The sequence below is a fragment of the Streptomyces sp. NPDC056580 genome (genome assembly GCF_042793175.1).
Taxonomy (GTDB): Bacteria; Actinomycetota; Actinomycetes; order Streptomycetales; family Streptomycetaceae; genus Streptomyces.
This window is the reverse complement of the sequence record NZ_JBHTVE010000039.1, coordinates 1-19,978: the sequence shown is the minus strand read 5'-3', so window position 1 is coordinate 19,978 and position 19,978 is coordinate 1. Positions and strand designations below refer to the sequence as shown.

Annotated in this window: 22 protein-coding genes, 1 tRNA gene and 1 pseudogene; 14 read left to right on the top strand and 10 right to left on the bottom strand. The window is 74.2% G+C overall.

Translation table 11 applies throughout. The features are described from left to right. Positions 1-443: 443 nt before the first annotated feature. Positions 444-1,619 (bottom strand): glutathione-independent formaldehyde dehydrogenase, encoded by a 1,176-nt coding sequence (locus ACFQ9Z_RS39125; RefSeq protein ID WP_383031828.1) that lies wholly within the window; start codon positions 1,617-1,619, stop codon positions 444-446. A 380-nt stretch (positions 1,620-1,999) separates the two neighbouring features. On the opposite strand from ACFQ9Z_RS39125, the gene ACFQ9Z_RS39120 reads away from it, so the two are divergent. Further along, a complete protein-coding gene (locus ACFQ9Z_RS39120; RefSeq protein ID WP_383031823.1) occupies positions 2,000-2,287 on the top strand; it encodes a hypothetical protein in 288 nt (95 codons plus the stop codon). 52 nt (positions 2,288-2,339) lie between these two features. On the opposite strand, the gene ACFQ9Z_RS39115 is transcribed toward ACFQ9Z_RS39120, so the two are convergent. From ACFQ9Z_RS39115 to ACFQ9Z_RS39105, 3 genes are read right to left on the bottom strand one after another with little or no spacing between them, the layout of a single operon-like run. Then, a complete protein-coding gene (locus tag ACFQ9Z_RS39115; protein ID WP_383031820.1) occupies positions 2,340-2,615 on the bottom strand; it encodes a hypothetical protein in 276 nt (91 codons plus the stop codon). Then, the gene (locus tag ACFQ9Z_RS39110; RefSeq protein ID WP_383031817.1) at positions 2,612-2,845 is read right to left on the bottom strand and encodes a hypothetical protein; all 234 of its coding nucleotides are present in this window, start codon (positions 2,843-2,845) and stop codon (positions 2,612-2,614) included. Before ACFQ9Z_RS39110 ends, ACFQ9Z_RS39115 begins: the two co-directional genes overlap by 4 nt. A 12-nt stretch (positions 2,846-2,857) precedes the next feature. Continuing rightward, positions 2,858-4,042, bottom strand: a complete 1,185-nt coding sequence (locus ACFQ9Z_RS39105; protein ID WP_383031813.1) for an MFS transporter — start codon at positions 4,040-4,042, stop codon at positions 2,858-2,860. Between the two features lie 213 nt (positions 4,043-4,255). On the opposite strand from ACFQ9Z_RS39105, the gene ACFQ9Z_RS39100 reads away from it, so the two are divergent. Further along, the gene (locus ACFQ9Z_RS39100; RefSeq protein WP_383031810.1) at positions 4,256-7,054 is read left to right on the top strand and encodes a SpoIIE family protein phosphatase; all 2,799 of its coding nucleotides are present in this window, start codon (positions 4,256-4,258) and stop codon (positions 7,052-7,054) included. Between the two features lie 99 nt (positions 7,055-7,153). On the opposite strand, the gene ACFQ9Z_RS39095 is transcribed toward ACFQ9Z_RS39100, so the two are convergent. The 4 genes from ACFQ9Z_RS39095 to ACFQ9Z_RS39080 all read right to left on the bottom strand — a co-directional run bounded on the left by ACFQ9Z_RS39095 (position 7,154) and on the right by ACFQ9Z_RS39080 (position 12,534). Then, complete coding sequence (locus ACFQ9Z_RS39095; RefSeq protein WP_383031806.1) at positions 7,154-7,768, bottom strand: poly-gamma-glutamate hydrolase family protein; 615 nt, start codon at positions 7,766-7,768, stop codon at positions 7,154-7,156. Positions 7,769-7,790: 22 nt separating this feature from the next. After that, positions 7,791-9,689, bottom strand: a complete 1,899-nt coding sequence (locus ACFQ9Z_RS39090; RefSeq protein ID WP_383031802.1) for a copper resistance protein CopC — start codon at positions 9,687-9,689, stop codon at positions 7,791-7,793. 111 nt (positions 9,690-9,800) lie between these two features. After that, positions 9,801-10,397, bottom strand: a complete 597-nt coding sequence (locus ACFQ9Z_RS39085) for a GNAT family N-acetyltransferase (RefSeq protein WP_383031798.1) — start codon at positions 10,395-10,397, stop codon at positions 9,801-9,803. Then, positions 10,390-12,534 (bottom strand): penicillin acylase family protein, encoded by a 2,145-nt coding sequence (locus ACFQ9Z_RS39080; RefSeq protein ID WP_383031794.1) that lies wholly within the window; start codon positions 12,532-12,534, stop codon positions 10,390-10,392. The genes ACFQ9Z_RS39085 and ACFQ9Z_RS39080 overlap by 8 nt, the downstream gene beginning before the upstream one ends. 139 nt (positions 12,535-12,673) lie before the next feature. Between ACFQ9Z_RS39080 and ACFQ9Z_RS39075 the strand changes: the two genes are divergently transcribed. The 4 genes from ACFQ9Z_RS39075 to ACFQ9Z_RS39060 all read left to right on the top strand — a co-directional run bounded on the left by ACFQ9Z_RS39075 (position 12,674) and on the right by ACFQ9Z_RS39060 (position 14,576). After that, complete coding sequence (locus tag ACFQ9Z_RS39075) at positions 12,674-13,276, top strand: HhH-GPD-type base excision DNA repair protein (RefSeq protein WP_383031790.1); 603 nt, start codon at positions 12,674-12,676, stop codon at positions 13,274-13,276. A 61-nt stretch (positions 13,277-13,337) separates the two neighbouring features. Further along, the gene (locus ACFQ9Z_RS39070; protein WP_383031787.1) at positions 13,338-14,006 is read left to right on the top strand and encodes an HdeD family acid-resistance protein; all 669 of its coding nucleotides are present in this window, start codon (positions 13,338-13,340) and stop codon (positions 14,004-14,006) included. Between the two features lie 77 nt (positions 14,007-14,083). Continuing rightward, entirely contained in the window at positions 14,084-14,404 is a 321-nt protein-coding gene (locus tag ACFQ9Z_RS39065; RefSeq protein WP_383031784.1) for a hypothetical protein, read from the top strand. A gap of 46 nt (positions 14,405-14,450) precedes the next feature. Continuing rightward, positions 14,451-14,576, top strand: a complete 126-nt coding sequence (locus tag ACFQ9Z_RS39060) for a hypothetical protein (RefSeq protein WP_383031781.1) — start codon at positions 14,451-14,453, stop codon at positions 14,574-14,576. A 327-nt stretch (positions 14,577-14,903) separates the two neighbouring features. Here the strand turns inward: ACFQ9Z_RS39060 and ACFQ9Z_RS39055 are convergent. Beyond that, positions 14,904-15,559 (bottom strand): annotated as a pseudogene (locus tag ACFQ9Z_RS39055) (helicase HerA-like domain-containing protein); the annotation flags it as partial. Between the two features lie 115 nt (positions 15,560-15,674). Between ACFQ9Z_RS39055 and ACFQ9Z_RS39050 the strand changes: the two are divergent. Together ACFQ9Z_RS39050 and ACFQ9Z_RS39045 are read left to right on the top strand one after the other, a co-directional pair. Beyond that, positions 15,675-15,971: a type II toxin-antitoxin system VapB family antitoxin gene (locus ACFQ9Z_RS39050; RefSeq protein WP_004943146.1), complete on the top strand. Its 297-nt coding sequence runs from the start codon at positions 15,675-15,677 to the stop codon at positions 15,969-15,971. A gap of 96 nt (positions 15,972-16,067) precedes the next feature. Further along, entirely contained in the window at positions 16,068-16,709 is a 642-nt protein-coding gene (locus ACFQ9Z_RS39045; RefSeq protein ID WP_383031777.1) for a LytR C-terminal domain-containing protein, read from the top strand. 18 nt (positions 16,710-16,727) lie between these two features. Here ACFQ9Z_RS39045 and upp read toward each other — a convergent pair whose 3' ends face one another. Then, positions 16,728-17,363 carry a uracil phosphoribosyltransferase gene (gene upp, locus ACFQ9Z_RS39040; RefSeq protein ID WP_383031774.1) on the bottom strand — a complete coding sequence of 212 codons (636 nt, stop codon included), beginning with the start codon at positions 17,361-17,363 and terminating at the stop codon, positions 16,728-16,730. A 97-nt stretch (positions 17,364-17,460) separates the two neighbouring features. Between upp and ACFQ9Z_RS39035 the strand changes: the two genes are divergently transcribed. From ACFQ9Z_RS39035 to ACFQ9Z_RS39010, 6 genes are all read left to right on the top strand, one after another. Beyond that, a complete protein-coding gene (locus tag ACFQ9Z_RS39035) occupies positions 17,461-17,679 on the top strand; it encodes a hypothetical protein (RefSeq protein WP_383031770.1) in 219 nt (72 codons plus the stop codon). A gap of 331 nt (positions 17,680-18,010) precedes the next feature. Beyond that, the gene (locus tag ACFQ9Z_RS39030) at positions 18,011-18,547 is read left to right on the top strand and encodes a hypothetical protein (RefSeq protein WP_383031834.1); all 537 of its coding nucleotides are present in this window, start codon (positions 18,011-18,013) and stop codon (positions 18,545-18,547) included. A 56-nt stretch (positions 18,548-18,603) separates the two neighbouring features. Beyond that, positions 18,604-19,035 (top strand): tRNA adenosine(34) deaminase TadA, encoded by a 432-nt coding sequence (tadA, locus tag ACFQ9Z_RS39025; RefSeq protein ID WP_383031831.1) that lies wholly within the window; start codon positions 18,604-18,606, stop codon positions 19,033-19,035. A 45-nt stretch (positions 19,036-19,080) separates the two neighbouring features. Next, positions 19,081-19,165, top strand: a tRNA-Ser gene (locus ACFQ9Z_RS39020). A gap of 187 nt (positions 19,166-19,352) precedes the next feature. Then, positions 19,353-19,532, top strand: a complete 180-nt coding sequence (locus tag ACFQ9Z_RS39015) for a hypothetical protein (RefSeq protein WP_383031767.1) — start codon at positions 19,353-19,355, stop codon at positions 19,530-19,532. A gap of 10 nt (positions 19,533-19,542) precedes the next feature. Further along, a complete protein-coding gene (locus ACFQ9Z_RS39010) occupies positions 19,543-19,836 on the top strand; it encodes a Dabb family protein (protein WP_383031764.1) in 294 nt (97 codons plus the stop codon). The last annotated feature ends 142 nt before the right edge of the window (positions 19,837-19,978 follow it).

Sequence of the window (19,978 nt, the reverse complement as noted above, 5' to 3'; positions counted from 1 at the left end):
CCATCGCCGCACTGGCCCAGCCGAGCCCCCGCACGAGCGGATCATGCCGAAGGCGAGAAGTGGAACGGATGTCTGTCTTCATGAGTACTCCCCACGTGCGGTGAGGTGAACGGAAGGCGGGCCACTTCGGAGCGAAGGCCAACGCGTACAACGGACAACGGCGGAGTTTCCGCGTGGCCCGCATCCAATCCTCAACTCCCGTCACCGAGCAGCGACATGGCCGTTCGGTCGCGGTGCGGACGTGCGCGCGCCATGGCTCGACGAACGTCATCGGGATCGGCTGTCCGCCCTGCCGAGCCGGGCGCGGCTGACCGCCGCTGCCCGGGTATGGCAGGAGCGCCTGCGGCAACTGCCCGTCCGGCCCCGGCCGAAGCCGGGGTCGGACGCCGCTCGCCGGTCGGCCCTGTCCTGCGGGAGCAGGCGGGCGGCGGCCCTGTACTGCCTTACTGCTTGTGGCCGTTGCCGTGTCCGTCGGGGTGCAGGACCACCTTGGTCCAGCCCTCGTCACGGGCGTCGAAGTGCTCGTAGGCGGTGGGCGCTTCGTCCAGGCGGAGTTCGTGGGAGACGACGAAGCTCGGCTTCGCCTTCCCGCCGGCGATCAGGTCCCGCAGCGCCCGGTTGTACCTCTTCACCGGAGCCTGCCCGGTCCCCATCTGCTGGCCCTTGAACCACATCAAGCCGAAGTCGATCGGAACCTTGCCCTGAGCCTCCAGCTCACCCTGGGCCTCCGTGCCACCGGGGTCCTGGGGCAGGAACACGCCCACCACACCGATCTTGCCCGTGAACCTGACCGAGTCGATCAGGCCGTTGAGCGTCAGGCTGGCGTCCTCGTGCCCCTGAGGGTCGTGCGCCTGGTAGCCGACGCACTCGCAGCCGTTGTCCGCGCCCAGACCGAGGGTGGCCTCCTTGACGACCTCCGCCGGGTCCTGCTCGGCGGTGTTGATCGCAATGGCCCCGATCTCCTCCGCCTTGCGCAGCCGGTCGGGCTGGTGGTCGACCGTCCAGACCCGCCCGGCGCCCCTGAGGAGGGCGGAGTACGTCGCCATCAGCCCGACAGGACCGGCACCGAAGACGATGGTCTGATCGCCCGGTTTGACGCCGGCCATCTCGGTGGCGTGATAGCCGGTGGGGAAGATGTCGGCGAGCATCACGTAGTCGGTCTGCCGCTCGGCGGCGTCCTCGCCCAGACGCAGCGCGTTGAAGTCGCCGTAGGGCACCCGCAGCAACTCCGCCTGGCCGCCCTGGTAGGGGCCCATGTCGGCGAACCCGTAGGCGGCTCCCGCCAGGGCCGGTTCCGGCTGCATGGTCAGGCAGTAGTTGGTCAGACCCTGCTCGCACTCCTTGCAGAAGCCGCAGGCGATGTTGAAGGGCAGAACCACATACTCGCCGACCCGCACCTTGCGGACGGCCGAACCGACCTCCACCACCTGGCCCATGTTCTCGTGCCCCAGGGTGCGGCCGGACTCGAACGAGGTGCGGCCCTCGTACATGTGCAGGTCCGAACCGCAGATGTTGGTGGTGGTGATCTTGACGATGATGTCGCAGGGATGTTCGATCTTCGCGTCCGGTACGTCCTTCACTGCGACCGTTCGCGGTCCTTCATATACCGCTGCTTTCATGGTGACTTCCCTCGATGTCGCGGTACGACGGTGATGGGGAAGGCGCACGGAGCCCGACTCCCGGAAGCGCTACCACGCAGTCCGTGGCCCCGGCGCGTCCCTGCGGGCCGTCCACCTGCACCAGGCGGAACGGTGATCCCGCCGCCGGCCCGTCGAGCAGAGCGTCGGCGCTCCGGCGGCCTGCCGTTCGAGTCCCCCCGGCATTCGACGCAAAACGACCCCTCACCGATCGATCAGCCGACTTGTCCCGCCCGGACGGCGATCACGCCGCATGCCGCTGTCGCCCGCTTGGGGGACGCCCGGATGCGCCGCGTGCACGCTTCCGTACGGTCGGTTGCAGGGCCCGGACCTGCCTGGCCCGCCAAGCCGGGAGGTTCGTCATGCGTCGCACGGTCTCGACACTCGCCGCACTCGCCGCCGCCGGAGTGCTCGCGCTCGCCGTTCCGGGCTCGGCGGTCGCCGCGAACGGGTTCCTCGAGATCGACGGGGTCCGTCACGACGACCCGAGAGGCTGCTTCGAGGTGACCCACCTCTCAACGGTCTTCAACTTCACGGACACACCCGCCCTGGTCCACAACGTTCCGGGCTGCGCGGGCGGGCCCGTCCAGGTCATCCCTCCTGGGCTGGCGGTGCAGATACCCGGAACGCACAGCGTCTTCGTCGGCTGACCGGTGACGGGGCCCGGGTCCCGCCCAGCCTGGCCCTGAGGGCCTTCCGGGGTCAGTCGCTCGCCTCCGGCTCCCACCGCTCCGGCCCCGTCCCGCGCCAGTCGATCCACGGGGCCTCCGCCACGTCGGCCGGGTCGATCTCCAGGCCGGCCCGACGGAGGAACTCCGCTATGTCAGCCGCGTTGTGGGCCAGGCCGAGGAATTCGCCGCCCACGCGCACGCGGCGGCCCCCGGAGGGCGACGGCGGGAGCACGGTCACGAGGACCGGTCCGGGCGAGATGCCCTCGGACCCGTCCGGGGCGTCCGGGCCCGCGTCCCAGCCCGTCATCGGGGAAGCCGTTCGTTCACGGGCCCGTCCGCCCGTCCCAGCGCACGGAGCTCCCGCCAGGCCGCGGGACCGGGGCGCCGCCGCTGCCAGCTGGGATGGAAGAACGTCTGGGTCGAGAGCCGGTACAGGCGCCGGCGCAGTTCGGTGCGGCCAGGGTGCTCGGCGAGCTGCCGGTACGTGGCACTCCACTCCCTTTGAGCCTGCGCGAGATCGTCGGGGAACGTTCGCATGAATGAATTCAATCATGTGTTCGATTTTCTGGACCACCCGCCTGCCAGGCCGAGTGCCGCGCCGAGGGCCAGCAGGCTCCCCAGGACCGCGTAGCCGTGGGCGAGGGTGGTCCGTGAGGCGACGACCGCGACCAGCAGCGGGCCGCCCGCGTCGCCGAGTTCCCGGCCGAGTTCGCCGGCGCCCATGGTCTGGCCCAGGCGTTCCGGCCGGGTCGAGGAGGCCAGGGCGGCGAAGCCGAGCGGAGTGATCAGACCGGTGCCGGAGCCGATCAGGGCCGCGGCGGACAGCACGCCGGCCAGGCCGGGCAGCATGGCGCAGCCCAGGCCCGCGGCCGCCAGCAGCAGGGCCGCCGGCAGGCCGGCCCGTGTAGTGAGGCGCCCGCTGTCCAGGGCCCGCCCCGCCCGCGGCTGGACGACCGTCGAGCACGCGGCCAGCAACGACACGGCGGCACCGGTGGCGACCGCTCCCAGTCCGGCGGCGCGTCCGGAGACCGGCAGGAAGCCCACCCCGGCCGACAGCGCGGCGGTCGCCGCGGCCAGCGCGGACGCCGGGGCGAGGAAGGCCGGTTCGGCCAGCCGCCGGGCCAGGTCCAGCAGCGTCTGCCGGGCCTTGGGCAGCGGGGCCACGACGGGCACGGCGACCGCGGCCCAGACGGCGACCGCGGCGCCCAGCACCGCGAGGACGGCGAAGAGCAGCCGCAGTCCGCCGGCCCGGACCAGGACGCCGCCGAACAGCGGCCCGAGCGTGTAGCCGAGCGACTTGTGGAAGCCGTAGCCGCCGAACGCGCGACCGTGCCGGGCCGCCGGGTTGAGCCGGGCGACGAGCGCGGAGACGGACGGCGAGAAGGCGGAGGCCGCCGCGCCCTGCCCCAGGCGCGCCGCCCAGAGCCAGCCCGGGCTGTCCACCACCGCGTACAGCGCGGACGCGGCGGCGAAGGCCACCAGCCCGCCGAGCAGGACCGGGCGGGCGCCGATCCGGTCGGCGAGGGTGCCGAACACCGGCTTCAGGACGACCTCGGCGCCGTCGTAGAGGGCGAGCAGTCCGCCGAGCACCAGCAGGGAGGTGACCGCGCCCTCGGCGTCGCTGCCGAGGCTCGCGGCGATGCCGTGCGCGCCGAAGGCCGTGGTGAACCCGGCCGCGTACAGCGGCCGCATCCGCCGGGCCGGTGCGGACGGCGCGCTGCTCGCCCGGCTCATCGCAGGCCCCTTTCCGCGCCCTCCGGCACGTCGCACCGAGTGGCACCGCCGTGCCGGGACTGCTCCGGGGACCTCGACCGTATCCCGCCGCGCACCGGGCCGGGAGGAGCGCCGGCACCGGGGGCGCGGCACCTGACGGACACGGGACCCGGGCGCGGGCCTGGGATCGGGCCCGCACGCCCCTGGGTCGGCCGCTGGTGCTATGAAGGGGATATGGAGGTATTTTCCGGACAGCCTCCGGGTTCGGCGGAGCACTGGTCCGCCGGACGCCGGCGGGGACGGCGTACCTCCCTGCTCCACCTGCGCAGCGTGGCCGGACAGGTGCTCCTGCTGCAGATCGCGGTCGTGGTGCTGCTGGTGCTGGCCGCGGTGGCGGCCGTGGTGCTCCAGTCGGCGCGTGACGCGTTGCGGGAGGGACGCCGGGAGTCGGTCGTCGCGGCCCAGTCGTTCGCGAGCGCCCCAGGAGTGGCCAGGGCGCTGCGCAGCCCGGATCCGACGGTGCTGCTCCAGCCGCGGGCCGAGGCGGCCCGCAAGAACTCCGGCGTCGACTTCGTCGTCGCCATGAACAGGCAGGGCATCCGCTACACGTACCCCTATCCGAGCGAGATCGGGAAGAAGTTCGTCGGGACCATCGGGCCGGCGCTCCGGGGCCGCACGGTCGTCGAGCAGGCCGGCGGGCCGCCGCTGCCGACGGGCGGGGGGACGGCCGTGCAGGCGGTGGTCCCGGTGCACGACGCGCAGGGCAGGATCGTCGGCCTGGTCTCCGCCGGGATCACTGTCAAGAACGTGGCGGCGCTGTGGATGCCGGAGCTGCCTTTCACCCTGGGCGCCGCCGCGGTCGCGCTGGCACTGGGCGTGGCCGGGACGACCCTGGTGTCCCGGCGGCTGCTGCGGCAGACGCACGGCCTGGCCCCGGCGGAGCTGGCGGAGCTGTACGAGCACCATGAGGCCGTTCTGCACTCCGTGCGCGAGGGCGTGCTGATCACCGACGCCGAGGACCGGCTGCTGCTGGCCAACGAGGAGGCGGCGCGGCTGCTCGGACTGCCCGACGACGCGCGGGGCCGCCCGGTGCGGGAGCTGGGCCTGCCGGAGCCGGTCCAACGGCTGCTGACCACACCGGAGGAGGTCACCGACGCGGTGCACCTCGTGGGGGACCGGCTGCTGGCGATAAACAAGCGGCCCACCTACCCGCGGACCGGACGCGGGGGCAGCGTGGTGACGCTGCGGGACACCACCGAGCTGGCGGCGATCACCGGGCGGGCCGAGTTCGCGCGCCAGCGGCTGAACCTGCTGTACGACGCCGGGGTGAGGGTCGGCACGACGCTGGACGTGGGGCGCACGGCCCAGGAACTGGCGGATGTGGCCGTGCCGCGCTTCGCCGACCTGGTGACGGTGGACCTGCTGGACGCGGTGCTGCGCGGATGGGAGCCGACGGCGGAGGGCTGGCGGCACCTGCGGCGTGCGGCGATCGCCGGCGGACAGCCGGACGTCCCGGTGTACCCGCTGGGCGAAGTGATCGACTTCTCGCCCCTGGCCCCGCAGATGCGGACTCTGCAGGAGGGGCACGGCGTGCTGGAGCCGGACCTGCGGCAGTCCCCCGGCTGGTACGAACAGGACCCGGAGCGGGCCCGGTTGTTCCTTGAGTGCGGGCTGCGTTCGCTGGTGGTCGTGCCGCTGCGGGCGCGGGGCGTGCCGCTGGGCGTGGTGAACTTCTACCGGCGCGAGTCGCAGCCGTTCGAGCCGGACGACCTCTCCTTCGCCGAGGAGCTGGCGGCGCGGGCGGCGGTCGCCATCGACAACGCGCGCCGGTTCACCCGGGAGCACGCGATGGCGGTGACGCTGCAGCGCAGTCTGCTGCCGCGCGGTCAGCCGGACCAGGACGCCCTTGAGGTCGCGTGGCGGTATCTGCCCGCGGAGGGCGGGGTCGGCGGCGACTGGTTCGACGTCATCCCGCTGCCCGGCGCCCGGGTGGCCCTGGTGATGGGCGACGTCGTCGGACGCGGGCTGCACGCGGCGGCGACGATGGGCCGGCTGCGCACCGCGGTGCACAACTTCGCCACCCTGGACCTGCCCGTGGACGAGGTTCTCGGGAACCTGGACGACCTGGTCGCCCGCATGGACAACGAGGAGGGCGTGGCCGAGGCGGCGGAGGGCCTGGAGGGCGAGGGAGTGACCGGGGCGACCTGCCTGTACGCGGTCTACGACTCCGTGACGGGGGCCTGCACGATGGCCCGCGCGGGGCATCCGGAACCGGTGCTCGTGCACCCCGACGGCACGGTCCTCTGTCCGGGCGTGCCGGCGTCCGCGCCGCTCGGCCTCGGCGGCTACCCGTTCGAGACGGCCGAGCTGTCCCTGCCGGAGGGCTCCCAGTTGCTGCTGTACACCGACGGCCTGGTGGAGGACCGCGGCCAGGACATCGACGTCGGCATGGAACGTCTGCGCCGGGCGCTGGACGGGTCCGGGAACCGCCCTCCGGACGAGGTCTGCCGGACGGTGATCGACACGCTGAAGCCGACCCACTCCTCGGACGACATCGCGCTGCTGGCGGCCCGCACCCGGAGGTTCCCGTCCTCCCGGGTGGCCGAGTGGGAGGTGGGCCCGGATCCGGCGCTGGTGCCCTCGGTGCGGGCGCGCTGCCGCGAGACGCTGGCGGAGTGGGGACTGGAGGAGGCCGCCTTCACCACGGAGCTGATCATCAGCGAGCTGGTCACCAACGCGATCCGGTACGGCTCGCCCCCGGTGACCGTACGGCTGCTGTACAGCCGCTGTCTGACCTGCGAGGTGTCGGACGGCAGCAACACCTCGCCGCGGCTGCGGCGGGCGGCGACGACGGACGAGGGCGGCCGCGGTCTGTTCCTGGTCGCGCAGTTCGCCCAGCGCTGGGGCACCCGGTACACCACCCACGGCAAGGTCATCTGGACGGAACAGCAGCTCCACGACGGCGCGGCCGTCGCCGCCGGTCACGCACCGGTCGACTTCCTGCTCGAACAGTTCGACGACCCGGGGCTGTGAGCCGGGCCCACGGCTCGCAGCTCGTGCTCACACTCACTCGGCGAGGCTGCGGCGGCCGGGTCGCGTCGGTCCCCGGCGGCCCGCCCCGCCGCTGCGGCATCAGCCGTACCGCCCCGCCGCCAGCTCCGCGACCCCGGCGGCCAGGGCGTCCGCCACCGCCCGCGGGGGTGTCTCGGGCGCTCCCTGCACCCTCCGCGGGCGCGCGGTCCGCGCGGCCAGCGGCAGTTCCACCTGAACGCCTCCGGCGCGGGTCAGGTTCACGGGGTTGCCCGGGCCGAGGCCCCGCAGCCCGTCCGGGATCAGATCCAGGTCGGTGACGGTGTCGAAGGAGGGGGCGAGCAGGGCGAGCCGGCGTCCCAGGACCCGCGCCGCCGCGCGGTTGGCGCCGCCCAGGAAGATCGAGCGGGGGGCGTCGGGGCGCAGATGGCCGTGCAGGGAGACGGTCAGGGAGACGTGGGCGAGGAACTCCCGCAGGGCCTCGCAGGGGGCCGCGGCCATCCGGTGCGAGGGGATGTGGACCGGGGGGCCGGAGGGCTGGGTGAAGACCAGTGCGCTGGCTCCCGTGCGGGCCGCCACCTCGTGGGCGAGTTCCGCCGTGCCGCCCTCGCCGGCGCCGTGCAGGGCCAGCAGGCCGGTGTCCGACCGGACCGTCAGCGCGGCCTCGAACTCCACGCCCTCGACGACGACTCGGACGACTCGTTCGCCGTGCTCCATCCCGCCCACTCCCCCCGGACCGTCACCGCACCACCCGTACGCTCTTCGACACGGTCACCTGGTCCACGTCCGACACGCGCACCGTCACCTTCATGGTCCACGTTCCGGGGATGGGCAGGGCGAAGGAGTCGGCCGCCCAGTAGCCGCCGCGGTCGGTGAGCCGGGCGTCCAGGGGGCCGACCCGCTGAGCCGGGAGGACCATCGCGAGTCGGAGTTCGGGGACGGAGGCCAGGCCGCCGTCGGGGCCGTAGACGACCGCCTGGACGGTGTTGGCGCCGACCCGGCCGGGGTCGAGGGTGATCTGCACCTTGCCGTGGCCGCCGGGGGTGCCGACGTCGAACGGGACGGTGGTGACCGAAGCGGCCGGGATGCCGGCCGCCGTCGCCTCGGAGCGCGCCGCCTCGGCTTCGGCCCGGCCGGGCAGGGTGCTGGTCAGGAGGGTGGTCAGCACGAGGACGAGGACCCCGGTCGCCAGTTCGGCCAGCACCGGGCGGCGCAGGTGGTGCGGGGCGGGGGCGGGCGGGGTGTCCGGTACGGGTGCCGGGGGCCCGGCGGGCAGCGGCGGGCCGGTGGCCGGCTCGGGCGCGCGGGCCGGCCGCGCCGCCGGGGCCGGGCTCGCCAGGCGGGCCGTCCAGCGCCGGGAGCGGGAGGCGGCCGCGAGGAGCAGGGCCACCGCCGCCAGCTTGGCCAGCAGGATGTGCCCGTACGCCGTTCCGGTGAGCGCCTGCCAGGAGCCCAGGCCCCGCCAGGACTGGTAGACGCCGGTCACCGCGAGGACCGTCACCGAGGCGAAGGCCAGGCGGGAGAAGCGGGCGACGGTCCGCGCGACCGGTTCCAGCGCCCCCGCGGAGGCCGCCCCCGCGGAGGCCGCATCCGCAGAGGCCGGTTCAGCGGAGGCCGGTTCCGCTGCCGTGTCCCGGCGCAGCGTCAGCAGCAGGGCCGCCAGGCCGCCCAGCCAGGCGGCCATGGCCAGCAGGTGCAGCGCGGTGGAGGCGACGGCGACGGGTACCTGCGGCCCGGCGGAGGCGTGTTCGGCCGCCGCCCAGGTCACGGAGAGGGCCGCGGAGCCGAGGGCGGCCGCGGTCAGCAGGGCCCGGCGGGGGACGCGCCGCCACGGGCCCCGGCGCAGGAACGGGACGCAGGCCGCCGCCAGGAGCAGCAGGGCGAGGCGGGCGAGCAGGAGTTCGCCGGGGCGGGTGGTGGCCGTGCGGGTGAGCGCGGACAGCGCGAACGCCCGTGCGGGGGACGTGCCCTCCTCGTAGGGCGCCCTCAGCAGGAAGAGGGCGGCGGTCGAGACGAGCAGGACCCACCAGGCGGCCGGCGCCGGCCGGCGCAGCCGGGCCCGGCCCGGCGGGCGGCAGTACGCCACGAACGCCACCGTGCCGAGGAGCAGCGCCACGGACAGGTAGGCGAGGTAGCGGGCGATGTCGTAGAGGATCGTGGTCGCCCGGTTCTCCGCGCGGTCCGGGAGCGGGGCCGCCGGTGCCGCCCTGCGCTCGCCCACCGAGAAGGTGAGCGCGCCCGACACCGGGTGGCTGTCGGCCGAGACCACCCGCCAGGTCACCGTGTAGGTGCCGGTGCCCAGCCGGGCGGGCAGCGGGACGCGGGCCGTGTCGGAGCGGCCCGGGGCGTGGTCCGCCTCGCCGGTGCGCAGCCGGCGGTTCCGCGGGTCGTAGACGCGGAACGAGTCGGTCAGCAGGCCGACGGACTCCGTGAAGGTGAGCGTCACCCGGCGCGGCGCCGACTTCAGGAGGGTGCCGTCGGCGGGGTCGGTGCCGCGCAGGGCCGCGTGGGCCGAGGCGGGGACCGCGGTGCCGAGGAGGAGCAGGAGCAGGCCCGTGCCGAGCACGGTCAGCCGCCGCAGCCACCGGTGTGCGTCGCGCACCTCACCCCTCCGTCCCCCGGGCCCGGGCGGCCGCATGCGCACCGGGTACCTCAGCCCTTCACATGGGTACGCGGCGATCGGCCTCGATGCTCACCGCACCGGCCCCCCGATGTGCCCGGACGGGTGGACCCGGCCGGTGCCACCGTGTCAGGAGGGACCGTCCGGGAAGGCCGCCTCCCTGGTCAAGAACGCCAGTCGGGCGTGTTTCTCGGGCAGGTACACACCGGGGATGTCCACCTCGGGCAGCACGACCTCGGGGCCCGTCTCGAAGCCCTGGCGCCGGAAGCGTGCGATCGCCCTGGTGTTGCGGACGTCCGGGTCGACCACGATCCGATGGCGGCCGAGCGCCGGCAGGGCGTACGCCGTCACCCCGGTCAGCAGGGCCGAGGTCCAGCCGGGGCGGCGGCCGGCGGGCCCGGCGGGGGCGAGGAGCACGTGGACGCCGATGTCGCCGGGGCGGATTTCGTAGGTCTCGCCGACCCGGTCAGCGCCGGGCTCGTAGGTCTGCAGCAGGGCGGCCGGTTCGCCGTCCTTGGTGACGAGGTGGGCGTGGTGGGTGTCGAGGGTGGCCATGTGGGCGTAGACGTCGGTCACTTGGGAGCGGGTCAGGCCGGTCATGCCCCAGAACGCGGCGCGTTCCTCGCTCACCCAGGCGTGCACCACCTCCGCGTCGCCCACCGGGTCGAGGGGGCGGACGCGGACGGTGCCGTAGCCGTCGATGTGCCGTTCGAACAGGTCAGACATCGTTCTCCTGGGTGCCTTCGGGGGTGAGCAGGGTCCAGTCGGTGACGACCGGGGCCAGCTCCCCCTCCAGCCAGAGGGGGAGCTGGTCGCGGTGGTGCGGTGCGCCGGGCACGCCGTCGGCGCCGAAGGGGACCACCCAGCGGCTGTCCTCGCGGCGGGCCAGGTCCCAGACGTAGCGGGCGGCCGGGCCGCGGGCCGCGAGGTCGGTGAGGCCGGGCACGGCCGAGGTGCACAGCACGCAGTCGTGGTCGCCGGCCAGACCGGGTTCCGGGTCCGGCCGTTGCCCGGGCAGTGCCCGCCAGGGGGCGAGGCGGTGGGTGTCCGCCCAGGTGCCGGCGGGCTCGGCGGCGGCGGTCCCCGTCAGTGCCTCCCGCACCACGGCGTCCCGGTCGATGCCGTACAACTCCCGCGCCTTGAGCAGGTGTTCCAGGGAGTGGCCGACGCGCGGCACGAGCGCGAGCCAGGGCAGCAGGACCTCGGGGTAGGCGGGCGGTTCGGTGAGGGCCGCGAACGCCGGGTGCGCGGCGAGCCGGCGGACGACCGCCGTGCGCACCGCTGCGTAGGCCGCCGCGCCGGTGCTGCCGGCGTCCATGCGGCGGTCCCAGGCGAGCAGCCGGTCGCGGAGGCGGGCCGCCTCGGGGGTGAGGCCGTCGAGGGCGGCGATCCGGTCGAGGAGCGGACCGGCCGAGGCGAGGTGGGTGTCGGTGTGGACGGCGTGCAGGCCGTCGGCCGACCAGGTGCGGCGTTCCTGGAGCAGGGCGCGGATGCGGTCGGCGCGGTGCGGCGGCGCGAACTCGACACCGAGGGGGGCGGCCGGGCCGCGCTGGTTGGCCATCACGGCGACGCCGTCGGTGAGTTCGGCGTACGCCGTCTCGTGCCAGCCGCGCCACTCGTGGCCCGGCCGCCAGGCGGGGACCACCCGGACCCGGTTGTCCGCCGCGCGCACGGGGACGCGGCCGGCCACCCGGTGCAGCAGACCGCCCTCGGTGTCGGCGGCCTGCACGACGTTGACCGGTTCGGCCCAGCCGTCCAGCGCCCGGTCGACGTCGCCGGCCGTGCGGGCGCGCAGGAGCGGGAGCAGACAGCCGAAACCGAGGTCCTCCGTGACGCGGGGCGGGTAGCGCAGGGCGAGGGCGGTGGGCGGTTGCGGGCCGTCCTCCCCGGCGGTGAAGTCGATCGCGCGCGGGGCCGCGGCCGTGACGCCAGAGTCGAGGCCCTCCGGTCCGCCGGCGATCACCGGGCCCCGCTCGGTCTCGATCACCTCGATCTCGACCGGTGCCTCCCCGGCGACCTCCACGGTCTCCGTGTGCCGCCGCGCCCGGCGCCAGACCCCGTCGGGGCCGAGGGCCTCCACACCGGCGCCGGTACGCCGCAGCCACTCGCGGTACACGTCCTGGTAGTCGGCCATGGCGTTGGTGACGGCCCAGGCGACGGCGCCGGTGTGGCCGAAGTGGGGGATGCCGGGCACGCCCGGGACGGCGAGGCCTACGACGTCGAACTCGGGGCAGGACAGGCGGATCTGCTGGTAGACGCCGGGGTCCTCGATGAAGCGGTGCGGGTCTCCGGCGACGATGGGCCGCCCGGTGACCGTGCGGTCGCCGGACAGGAGCCAGCCGTTGCTGCCAGCGGTGCCGGGGCCGTCGGTGGCGAACAGGCCGGGCGCCTCGGGGCCGAGGTGCCGTACCGCCTCCTCGCGCCACAGCTTGGCGGGGAAACCGGCGAACAGGATGTGCGTGGCGAGCCAGACGCCGAGCGGGGTCCAGGCCTCCCAGCGGCCGGGGGCGAGGCCGGAGCGCGCGAACTCGGGCGCGCGGCGGGTGCCGCACGCCAGGCCCTCGTTGACGCCGTCGGCGTACGCCCGGACCCAGTCGGCCGTCTCCGCGTCCCGTGCCTCCAGCGCGCGGAAGCAGCGTCGCGCGGTGTCGTCGAGGCGGGCCCGGCGGGCGAACACGTCCCAGGGGAGCGCGGCCGCGCCCAGGAAGGAGGCCGAGGCGCCCCGGGCCCGGTGCCGCTCGACCTCGATCTGCCAGGCGCGGTCCCGGGCGGTCACCCGGCCCTGGGCGCGGGCCAGGTCCCGGGCGTCGGCGGCCCGCACGTGCGGGATGCCCCAGGCATCGCGGTGGATCTCGCTGGTCACCTCGGGACACCTCTTTAGGTAAGCCTTGCCTAAGTTAATGCGGGAATCGTACGCGACGCTCCTCGGCCCGGGGAGGCCGGCCGACCGCGCGCGGCGCCGCCCGGCTGCGCCGCCGGGCCCGCCGGGGCACCATCGAGCCATGGAAGCGACTCTGCACCTCGCCCAGGACCCCGAGGCCGACGCGCTGCTCGGGCGCAGCCCGCTCGCCGCGCTCACCGGGATGCTGCTGGACCAGCAGATCCCGATGGAGTGGGCTTTCAAGGGCCCGGCGACCATCGCGGGCCGGATGGGCGCCCGGGACCTGGACGCCCACGAGATCGCGGCCATGGACCCGGAGGCGTTCGCCGCCCTGCTCTCCGAGAAGCCCGCCGTGCACCGCTACCCCGGCTCGATGGCCAAGCGGATCCAGCAGCTCTGCCGGTACCTGGTCGAGCACTACGACGGGGATGCCGAGGCCGTCTGGCGGGACGCCGGTGACGGGCCCGCGCTGCTGAAGCGGCTGGAGGAGCTGCCCGGCTTCGGCCGGCAGAAGGCGCAGATCTTCCTGGCGCTGCTCGGCAAGCAGCTCGGCGTACGGCCCACGGGCTGGCGGGAGGCCGCCGGGGCGTACGGGGAGGAGCGGTCCTACCGGTCCGTCGCGGACATCACCGGGCCCGAGTCGCTGGCCAAGGTCCGCGCGCACAAGCAGGAGATGAAGGCGGCCGCCAAGGCCGCCGGGTCGGCGAAGACCGCGATGAAGTAGCCCTCAGCCGGACGGCCCCGCCCGGGTGGCGGGGCGAGCCGGGGCGATCCGAGCATGAACCATGACCGAGGCACCCAGCGGCGGTCCCTCCTGGGACCGTGAGTACGACGACCGGAGCGTCCACGCGGGCCACGCCCAGCAGGGTCACCACGAGCCGGAACCACCCCTCGAAGGCCCCCTGCACGCCCTGTCCAGGGCCGCCTGGCAGGTCGTCCTGGCAACGGGGATCGCCTCGCTGGTCCTCGGCGTCCTCGTGCTGGTCTGGCCGGGCCCCTCCCTGCTCGTCGCCGGCGTGCTGTTCGGGCTCTACCTCGTCGTCAGCGGGGTCTTCCAGCTCGCCGCCGCCTTCGGCACCCACCGGCGGACCTCACTGCGCGTCCTCGCCTTCGTCAGCGGCGCCCTGTCGGTCCTGCTGGGCCTGTTCTGCTTCCGCGGGCCGATGCAGTCGACCCTGCTGCTCGCCCTGTGGATCGGCATCGGCTGGGTGGTCCGGGGCATCACCCAGACCCTGGCCGCCGCCTCCGACTCCCGCATGCCCGGCCGGGGCTGGCAGATCTTCCTGGGGATCGTCACCTTCGTCGCCGGCATCGTGCTGATCGACTCGCCCTTCACCTCGGTCGCCGTGCTGACCCTGGTCGCCGGCTGGTGGCTGGTGGCGGTCGGCATCGTGGAGATCGTCACCGCGGTACGCGTCCGGGGCACGGCCCGGCAGGTGCCGCGCACGGTGTGAGGCCGGCGTTGCGCCGAACGGGCGTATCCCGGGCGGCGCGCGATGTGCCGGGGCGGCCCGGCGGGCACAGACCCGGTGTGAGCAGGACCGCGCGCATTCCCCGCAGCCGTACCTGGCTGCGGGTGCTCGTCCTGCTCCTCGCGGTGTGGGTGCCCGGCGCCCATGTGCAGGCCCAGACGGCGCCCGCCCCGGCCACGTCGGCCGGCGCCACCGAGCACGACCACACCGACACCCCGCCCCGGCCGCCCGCCCGCGTCTGCCACCCGGTCGGGGACCCCGAGCACCCCGCGCCCCGGACCGGACCGGCGCCCGCCCCCGCGGCGGCGCCACCGCGCCCCGCCGCGCCCCGCCCGCCGGGGGCCGTGCCCCTGCTGCGGACGGTGGTACTGCGCTGCTGACCGGGCCTCGCGCCCAGGCCCAGTCAGTTCGACGCGAGGAACCACCATGCCCACAGACCCGTACGCGGTCCTGCGCGCCCTGCTGCGCGCGGAGGCCAGGCGCAGCGCGCCGGCCCGGCCGGAGGGAACGAACCCGCCACCGCAGCGGCCCGCGAAGGAGGACGGCCGCTGATCAGCCGGCGGAGGCGGTCAGCGCCTCCGCCGTGCCGTACCGAACAGGGAGCGGGTGACCTCGCGGCCGATCCGGCTGCCGATCGAGCGGGCCGGCGACTTGAACGTCCCGCTGTCCACCACCTGTTCGACCAGCGACGGCTCCCCCTCGGGCCCCTTCGCCTCGGGGATCCGGGTGGTCCGCGGAGCGTGTGCGGCCCGGCCCGGCCGGGCCGGGCCGGTTCCGGGGCCCCGGCCGCCGGCGGCCGCTTGCTCAGCCGCTCGTACGCGGACTCGCGGTCCACAGCCTGTGCATAACGCCCGTGCGGCGCGGACTCCCGCACCGCCAGGTCAAGGCCCGGCCCACCGTGCCACCGGACAGCCCGCCGATGTCCTTCAGTTCGGCCCGGCCCTCGTCCGAGGTGCGGAAGGCGACCACGGCCCTGATGGGCTTGAGGTCGACCAGGTGCAGGCCCTTGGTGCCGGCGTAGTGGAAGATCAGCCCGAGGGACTGCTCCTGGGCATGCTTGAGCCGGAGCACCTTGGACGGCGGCACCGGCCGAAGCCGGTGACGGTGGCCCGCACCGGGAGGCCGTGGCCGAACCCGCCGGGCGCGAGGGACTCCGCGGGGAAACCGGCCGGTGCCCAGCTCCGGCCCACCTCGGCCGCGCGCCCCTGGACGCGGTCGCTCGACACGCCCGGCCGGGAGACGCCGGAGAGGTCGCCCTTGATGTCCGCGAGGTACACCGGCACGCCCAGCCCGGACAGTTGCTCGGCCATGAGCTGGAGCATCGTGGTCTTGCCGGTGCCGGTGCCGGTGCCGGTGCCGGTGGCGTCCGCCACCAGCCCGTGCCGGTTGAGCACGGGCAACGGGTTCCGCACCGGCACCCCGGCGAGGCACCCGCCGTCCCGGCGCAGGGCGCCGAAATCCAGGGCGAACCGGGTGAAGGCGTATCCGGCGCGGATCCGCTCGGCCTCGGCAGGGAGCGCCTCGCTCTCACTCATCCACGGCCCCTGTCTCCGATAGCACCCGTTATGGGTCTCTTCGCTCCGGCATTTCCAGCGTGGCACTGCGGCGCCATGGCTGCGCCCGGAACGTCTGGCCCGGTAGGCTTTCCGTGTGATCTTCAAGCGCATCGGAAACGGCCGGCCGTACCCCGACCACGGCCGGGAAAGCACCCGGCAGTGGGCGGACGTCGCGCCGCGCCCGGTCCGCCTCGATCAGCTCGTGACCACCAAGCAGCAGCTCGATCTGGAGACCCTGCTGGCCGAGGACTCGACGTTCTACGGCGACCTCTTCGCGCACGTCGTGAAGTGGCAGGGCGATCTCTACCTGGAGGACGGCCTCCACCGGGCGGTGCGCGCCGCCCTCCAGCAGCGCCAGGTGCTGCACGCACGCGTGCTCGAACTCGACTGACCCGGTCGACACGGCCGTTGCCCCTTTCGGGTCCACTGAGCGGCGTCTGCTGATCATCTAATAGGCATCGCCGCTCAGGCACACTACGCTGCGCACATGAGCATGCTGACTCCTCCCGGCATGGGCGGCCAGTACCGGATCACGGGGGACAAATACCCTCGGATGCGCCCTCCCCGGCGGCGCGGCAGGCTCGTCGCCGCCGTGCTGGCCTCCGTCGCCGCACTCGGCCTGATCGGCTGGGGCACCCTGCAGCTCATCGACGTCTTCACCGGCGGCGGAAAGAAGTCCGAGGCGGACGGCGGCAGGGCCGAGTGCCCCGTCGCCAAGGCGTCAGCGGCACCCGCCAATGCGGCGCCGCCCGCACCCCGCGCCATCACCGTGAACGTCTACAACGCCACCACCCGCAGCGGCCTCGCCAAGGCCACCGCGGACGAGCTGAAGAAGCGCGGCTTCCGGATCGGCGACGTGGGCAACGCGCCCAAGGAGTTCGACAAGAAGGTCAAGGGCACCGGGGTGCTGCTCGGCCCCGCCGCCGCGCTGAACACCTCGCTGCCGGTGCTCGCCACCCAGCTCGCCGGCGCCGAGCCCCGCACCGAGGCCGGCCGCAAGGGGGCCGACCTCGACCTGATCATCGGCGACCGGTTCGGCGGCCTGACGCAGCGGGCGGCCGCCGACCAGGCGCTGACCCGGCTGAGTGAACCGAAGCGCACGAGCGCCGCGTCGCCGAAGGGCTGCTGAACGGGCCGGGCCCCGGCCCTACTCGGCGGCGCCGTACAGCCGGTCCCCCGCGTCCCCGAGGCCGGGGATGATGTAGCCGTGCTCGTTGAGGTGGTCGTCGACGGCCGCCGTGACGACCGTGACCGGGGTGCCCGCGAGCTCCCGCTCCATGACCTCGACGCCCTCCGGCGCGGCGAGCAGGACCACGGCGGTCACGTCGTCCGCGCCGCGCTTGATCAGCTCCTGGATGGCCGCGACCAGGGTGCCGCCGGTCGCCAGCATCGGGTCCAGGACGTACACCTGGCGGCCCGAGAGGTCCTCCGGCATGCGCGAGGCGTAGGTGGAGGCCTGCAGGGTCTCCTCGTTGCGGATCATGCCGAGGAAGCCCACCTCGGCGGTCGGCAGCAGCCGGACCATGCCGTCCAGCATGCCGAGGCCGGCCCGCAGGATCGGCACCACCAGCGGGCGCGGGCGGGCGAGCTTGACGCCGGTGGTCCGCGCGACCGGCGTGTTGATGTCGACCTGCTCCGTGCGCACGTCCCGGGTCGCCTCGTAGGCGAGCAGGGTGACCAGTTCGTCGGCGAGCCGCCGGAAGGTCGCGGAGTCGGTGCGCCGGTCGCGCAGCGTGGTGAGCTTGTGGGCGACCAGGGGGTGGTCGACGACGTGGAGACGCATGTCCCTAACAGTAACCGCGCTCGGCCGCGCCCGGCGCTGGCATCAAACCGACCGTCCGAGGGAAGGTGGGAGGGACGGACCCGGGGTGGTGTGAACTGTGCCTGACCTGTCTGATCAAGAGACCGACGCCGCCGTGGACGCCTGGAGCGCGACAGGCCCCCGACGGCCCGAGACGGACGCCGAGCGCCGGCGCCGACGCGCCCAGTTCCTGCGCGACCTCGCCGAGGCCCGGGCGCTGCGCGACCGCGTCCAGCCCCGGCGCGCCAAGGCGGCCCGGCTGCGCCACGCCATGCGGATGCGAACCTTCCGCTGGTAGGGGGATTTCGTCGTACGGTCGGGTGGGAAGAGACCCGTGGGAAGAAGCCGGTAGGAAAGACCGGCACCAGCGCCGGTGTTGCCCCGGCGGACGTGCGCACACGCCGGTGAGGCCGCGTACGATCCGCAGGTGGCGGCAACGGACACACACGTGGACCGGTCACGGATCCACGATCAAAACAGCCGGACACAGGGAGCCGAAGACGTCTCCTGAGCGTCTTGTTTCTGCCACGATTCCGAGTGGACGGGGCCCGGAGCCCAGCTCTTCCCGCCCATGACCTCCGCCGGGGGGACCCCCAACCGGCACGCCTATGACCAGTGGGAGAGTCACGGTGTACTTCGCCGCACTGCTCGCGCGCACCGAAGACGGGTGGGAAGCGAGCGACACGGAGCTCGACGATGTGGAGACCCTGTCGGATCTCGCCGACCTGGCCCGGGAAGCCTCTCCGGAAGAGGACACCGTGCTCGTGCTGATCGAGCAGGAGGACGCCTGGTTCGGTGTCGTCCGCGTGGACGGCGAGGAGGATCCTCGCATCTACGTCTCGGACGCGGCCGCCGCCGCCCGCAGCGCCTACGGCGAGCTGCTGCTCACCGACGAGCTGCTGGGCCGGGAGCCGGGCGCCGACGACGGCCCCGACCTGGACGCCCTCGACCTCGACGGCACGGAGGACGGCGAGTCCGAAGACGACGAGGACGAGACGGACGGCGCCTCGGCCGACGCGGTGCCGCACAGCCCGGTGGGCGACAGCGAGATCCTCGACGACCTGGGCATCAGCGAGAAGGAGCTGCGCACCCTGGAGGCCGACGACGCGCTGGGCACGATCGCCGAGGCCCTGGGCGCCTCGGAGGTGCTGGAGACCGTCCGCTGAGCACCGAGCACACCGCCGGCGCACCCGACCCGGTGCGCGGTCCCTGGCGGGCCGCGATGCGGCTCGCCCTGGACGAGGCCCGGCTGGCCGTGCGGGGCGGCGACGTCCCCGTCGGCGCCGTCCTGCTGTCCCCGGACGGCACGACGGTGCTGGCGGCCGGGCACAACGAGCGTGAGGCCACCGGCGACCCCACGGCGCACGCGGAGGTCCTCGCCCTGCGGCGGGCCGCCGCGAAGCTAGGGCAGTGGCGCCTGGCCGGCTGCACGCTGGTCGTCACCCTGGAGCCCTGCACGATGTGCGCGGGCGCGCTGGTGCAGTCCCGGGTGGACCGGGTGGTCTACGGCGCCCGGGACGAGAAGGCGGGAGCGGCCGGCTCGCTCTGGGACGTCGTGCGCGACCGGCGGCTCAACCACCGCCCCGAGGTCGTCGAGGGCGTCCTGGCGGAGGACTGCGCCGGAGTGCTCACGGAGTTCTTCCGGGACCGCTGAATACCGATTTCTGACCACGCCCCACCTTGCTGTAGGGTCTCCCTCGGTAGCGTGTCCGAGCGGCCGAAGGAGCTCGCCTCGAAAGCGAGTGTGGCGCAAGTCACCGAGGGTTCAAATCCCTCCGCTACCGCTCCGTACGAGGGGCCCGGTCCATTGGACCGGGCCCCTCGCGGCATTCCCGACTCCCCGTGCACCGACCCGCGTTGGGACCCCGCCGCGACTCGCACACAATTCCCCGGCCGGAACACACGAGCGGGCGGATAAACTCACCGCCGACAACAGGGCGCCGAGGAGTCACAGGTACAGGGGAGGCCGCGGTGGCGGTGAACGCCAAGAAGATCGCCGTGTACGTGCTCGCGGTCTTCGCGCTGTACGTGATCATCACTGACCCGGCCAAGGCGGCCGACTACGTCCAGATAGGCTTCGAGGGCATATCGGACGCGGCCAAGGCCATAGGCGACTTCATGACCTGGGCCGCCAACGGAGGAAAGAACTGAGGTACGCCCCATGATCCGCCACTTGGTCCTCTTCAGGCTCAACGAGGGCGTCGAGCGCGACGATCCGCGGGTCGTGGCGGGCGCGGAGGCCTTCAAGGCCCTCGGCGGGCAGATCGAGGAGCTGCGGTTCTGGGAGTGCGCCTGGAACGTCAGCGACCGGCCCATCGCCTACGACTTCGCGATCAACTCGGCGGTCGACGACCGGGAAGCGCTGCGGCGCTACCTCGAACACCCGGCCCACCAGGCCGGCGTCGCGCAGTGGCGGGAGTTCGCCACGTGGGTGATCGCCGACTACGAGTTCTGACCCCCGCGCAGTTCTGACCCCCGCGCACCCGAAGCCCTCCGTGGAAGGGCGGATTCCAGTGGTCGTCGCAACACGTGATCACTGACGTGTGGCGGCGAGCAGTTTAGACAGACGCTCGGCTGGGGTTTCCCAGCCGAGCGTC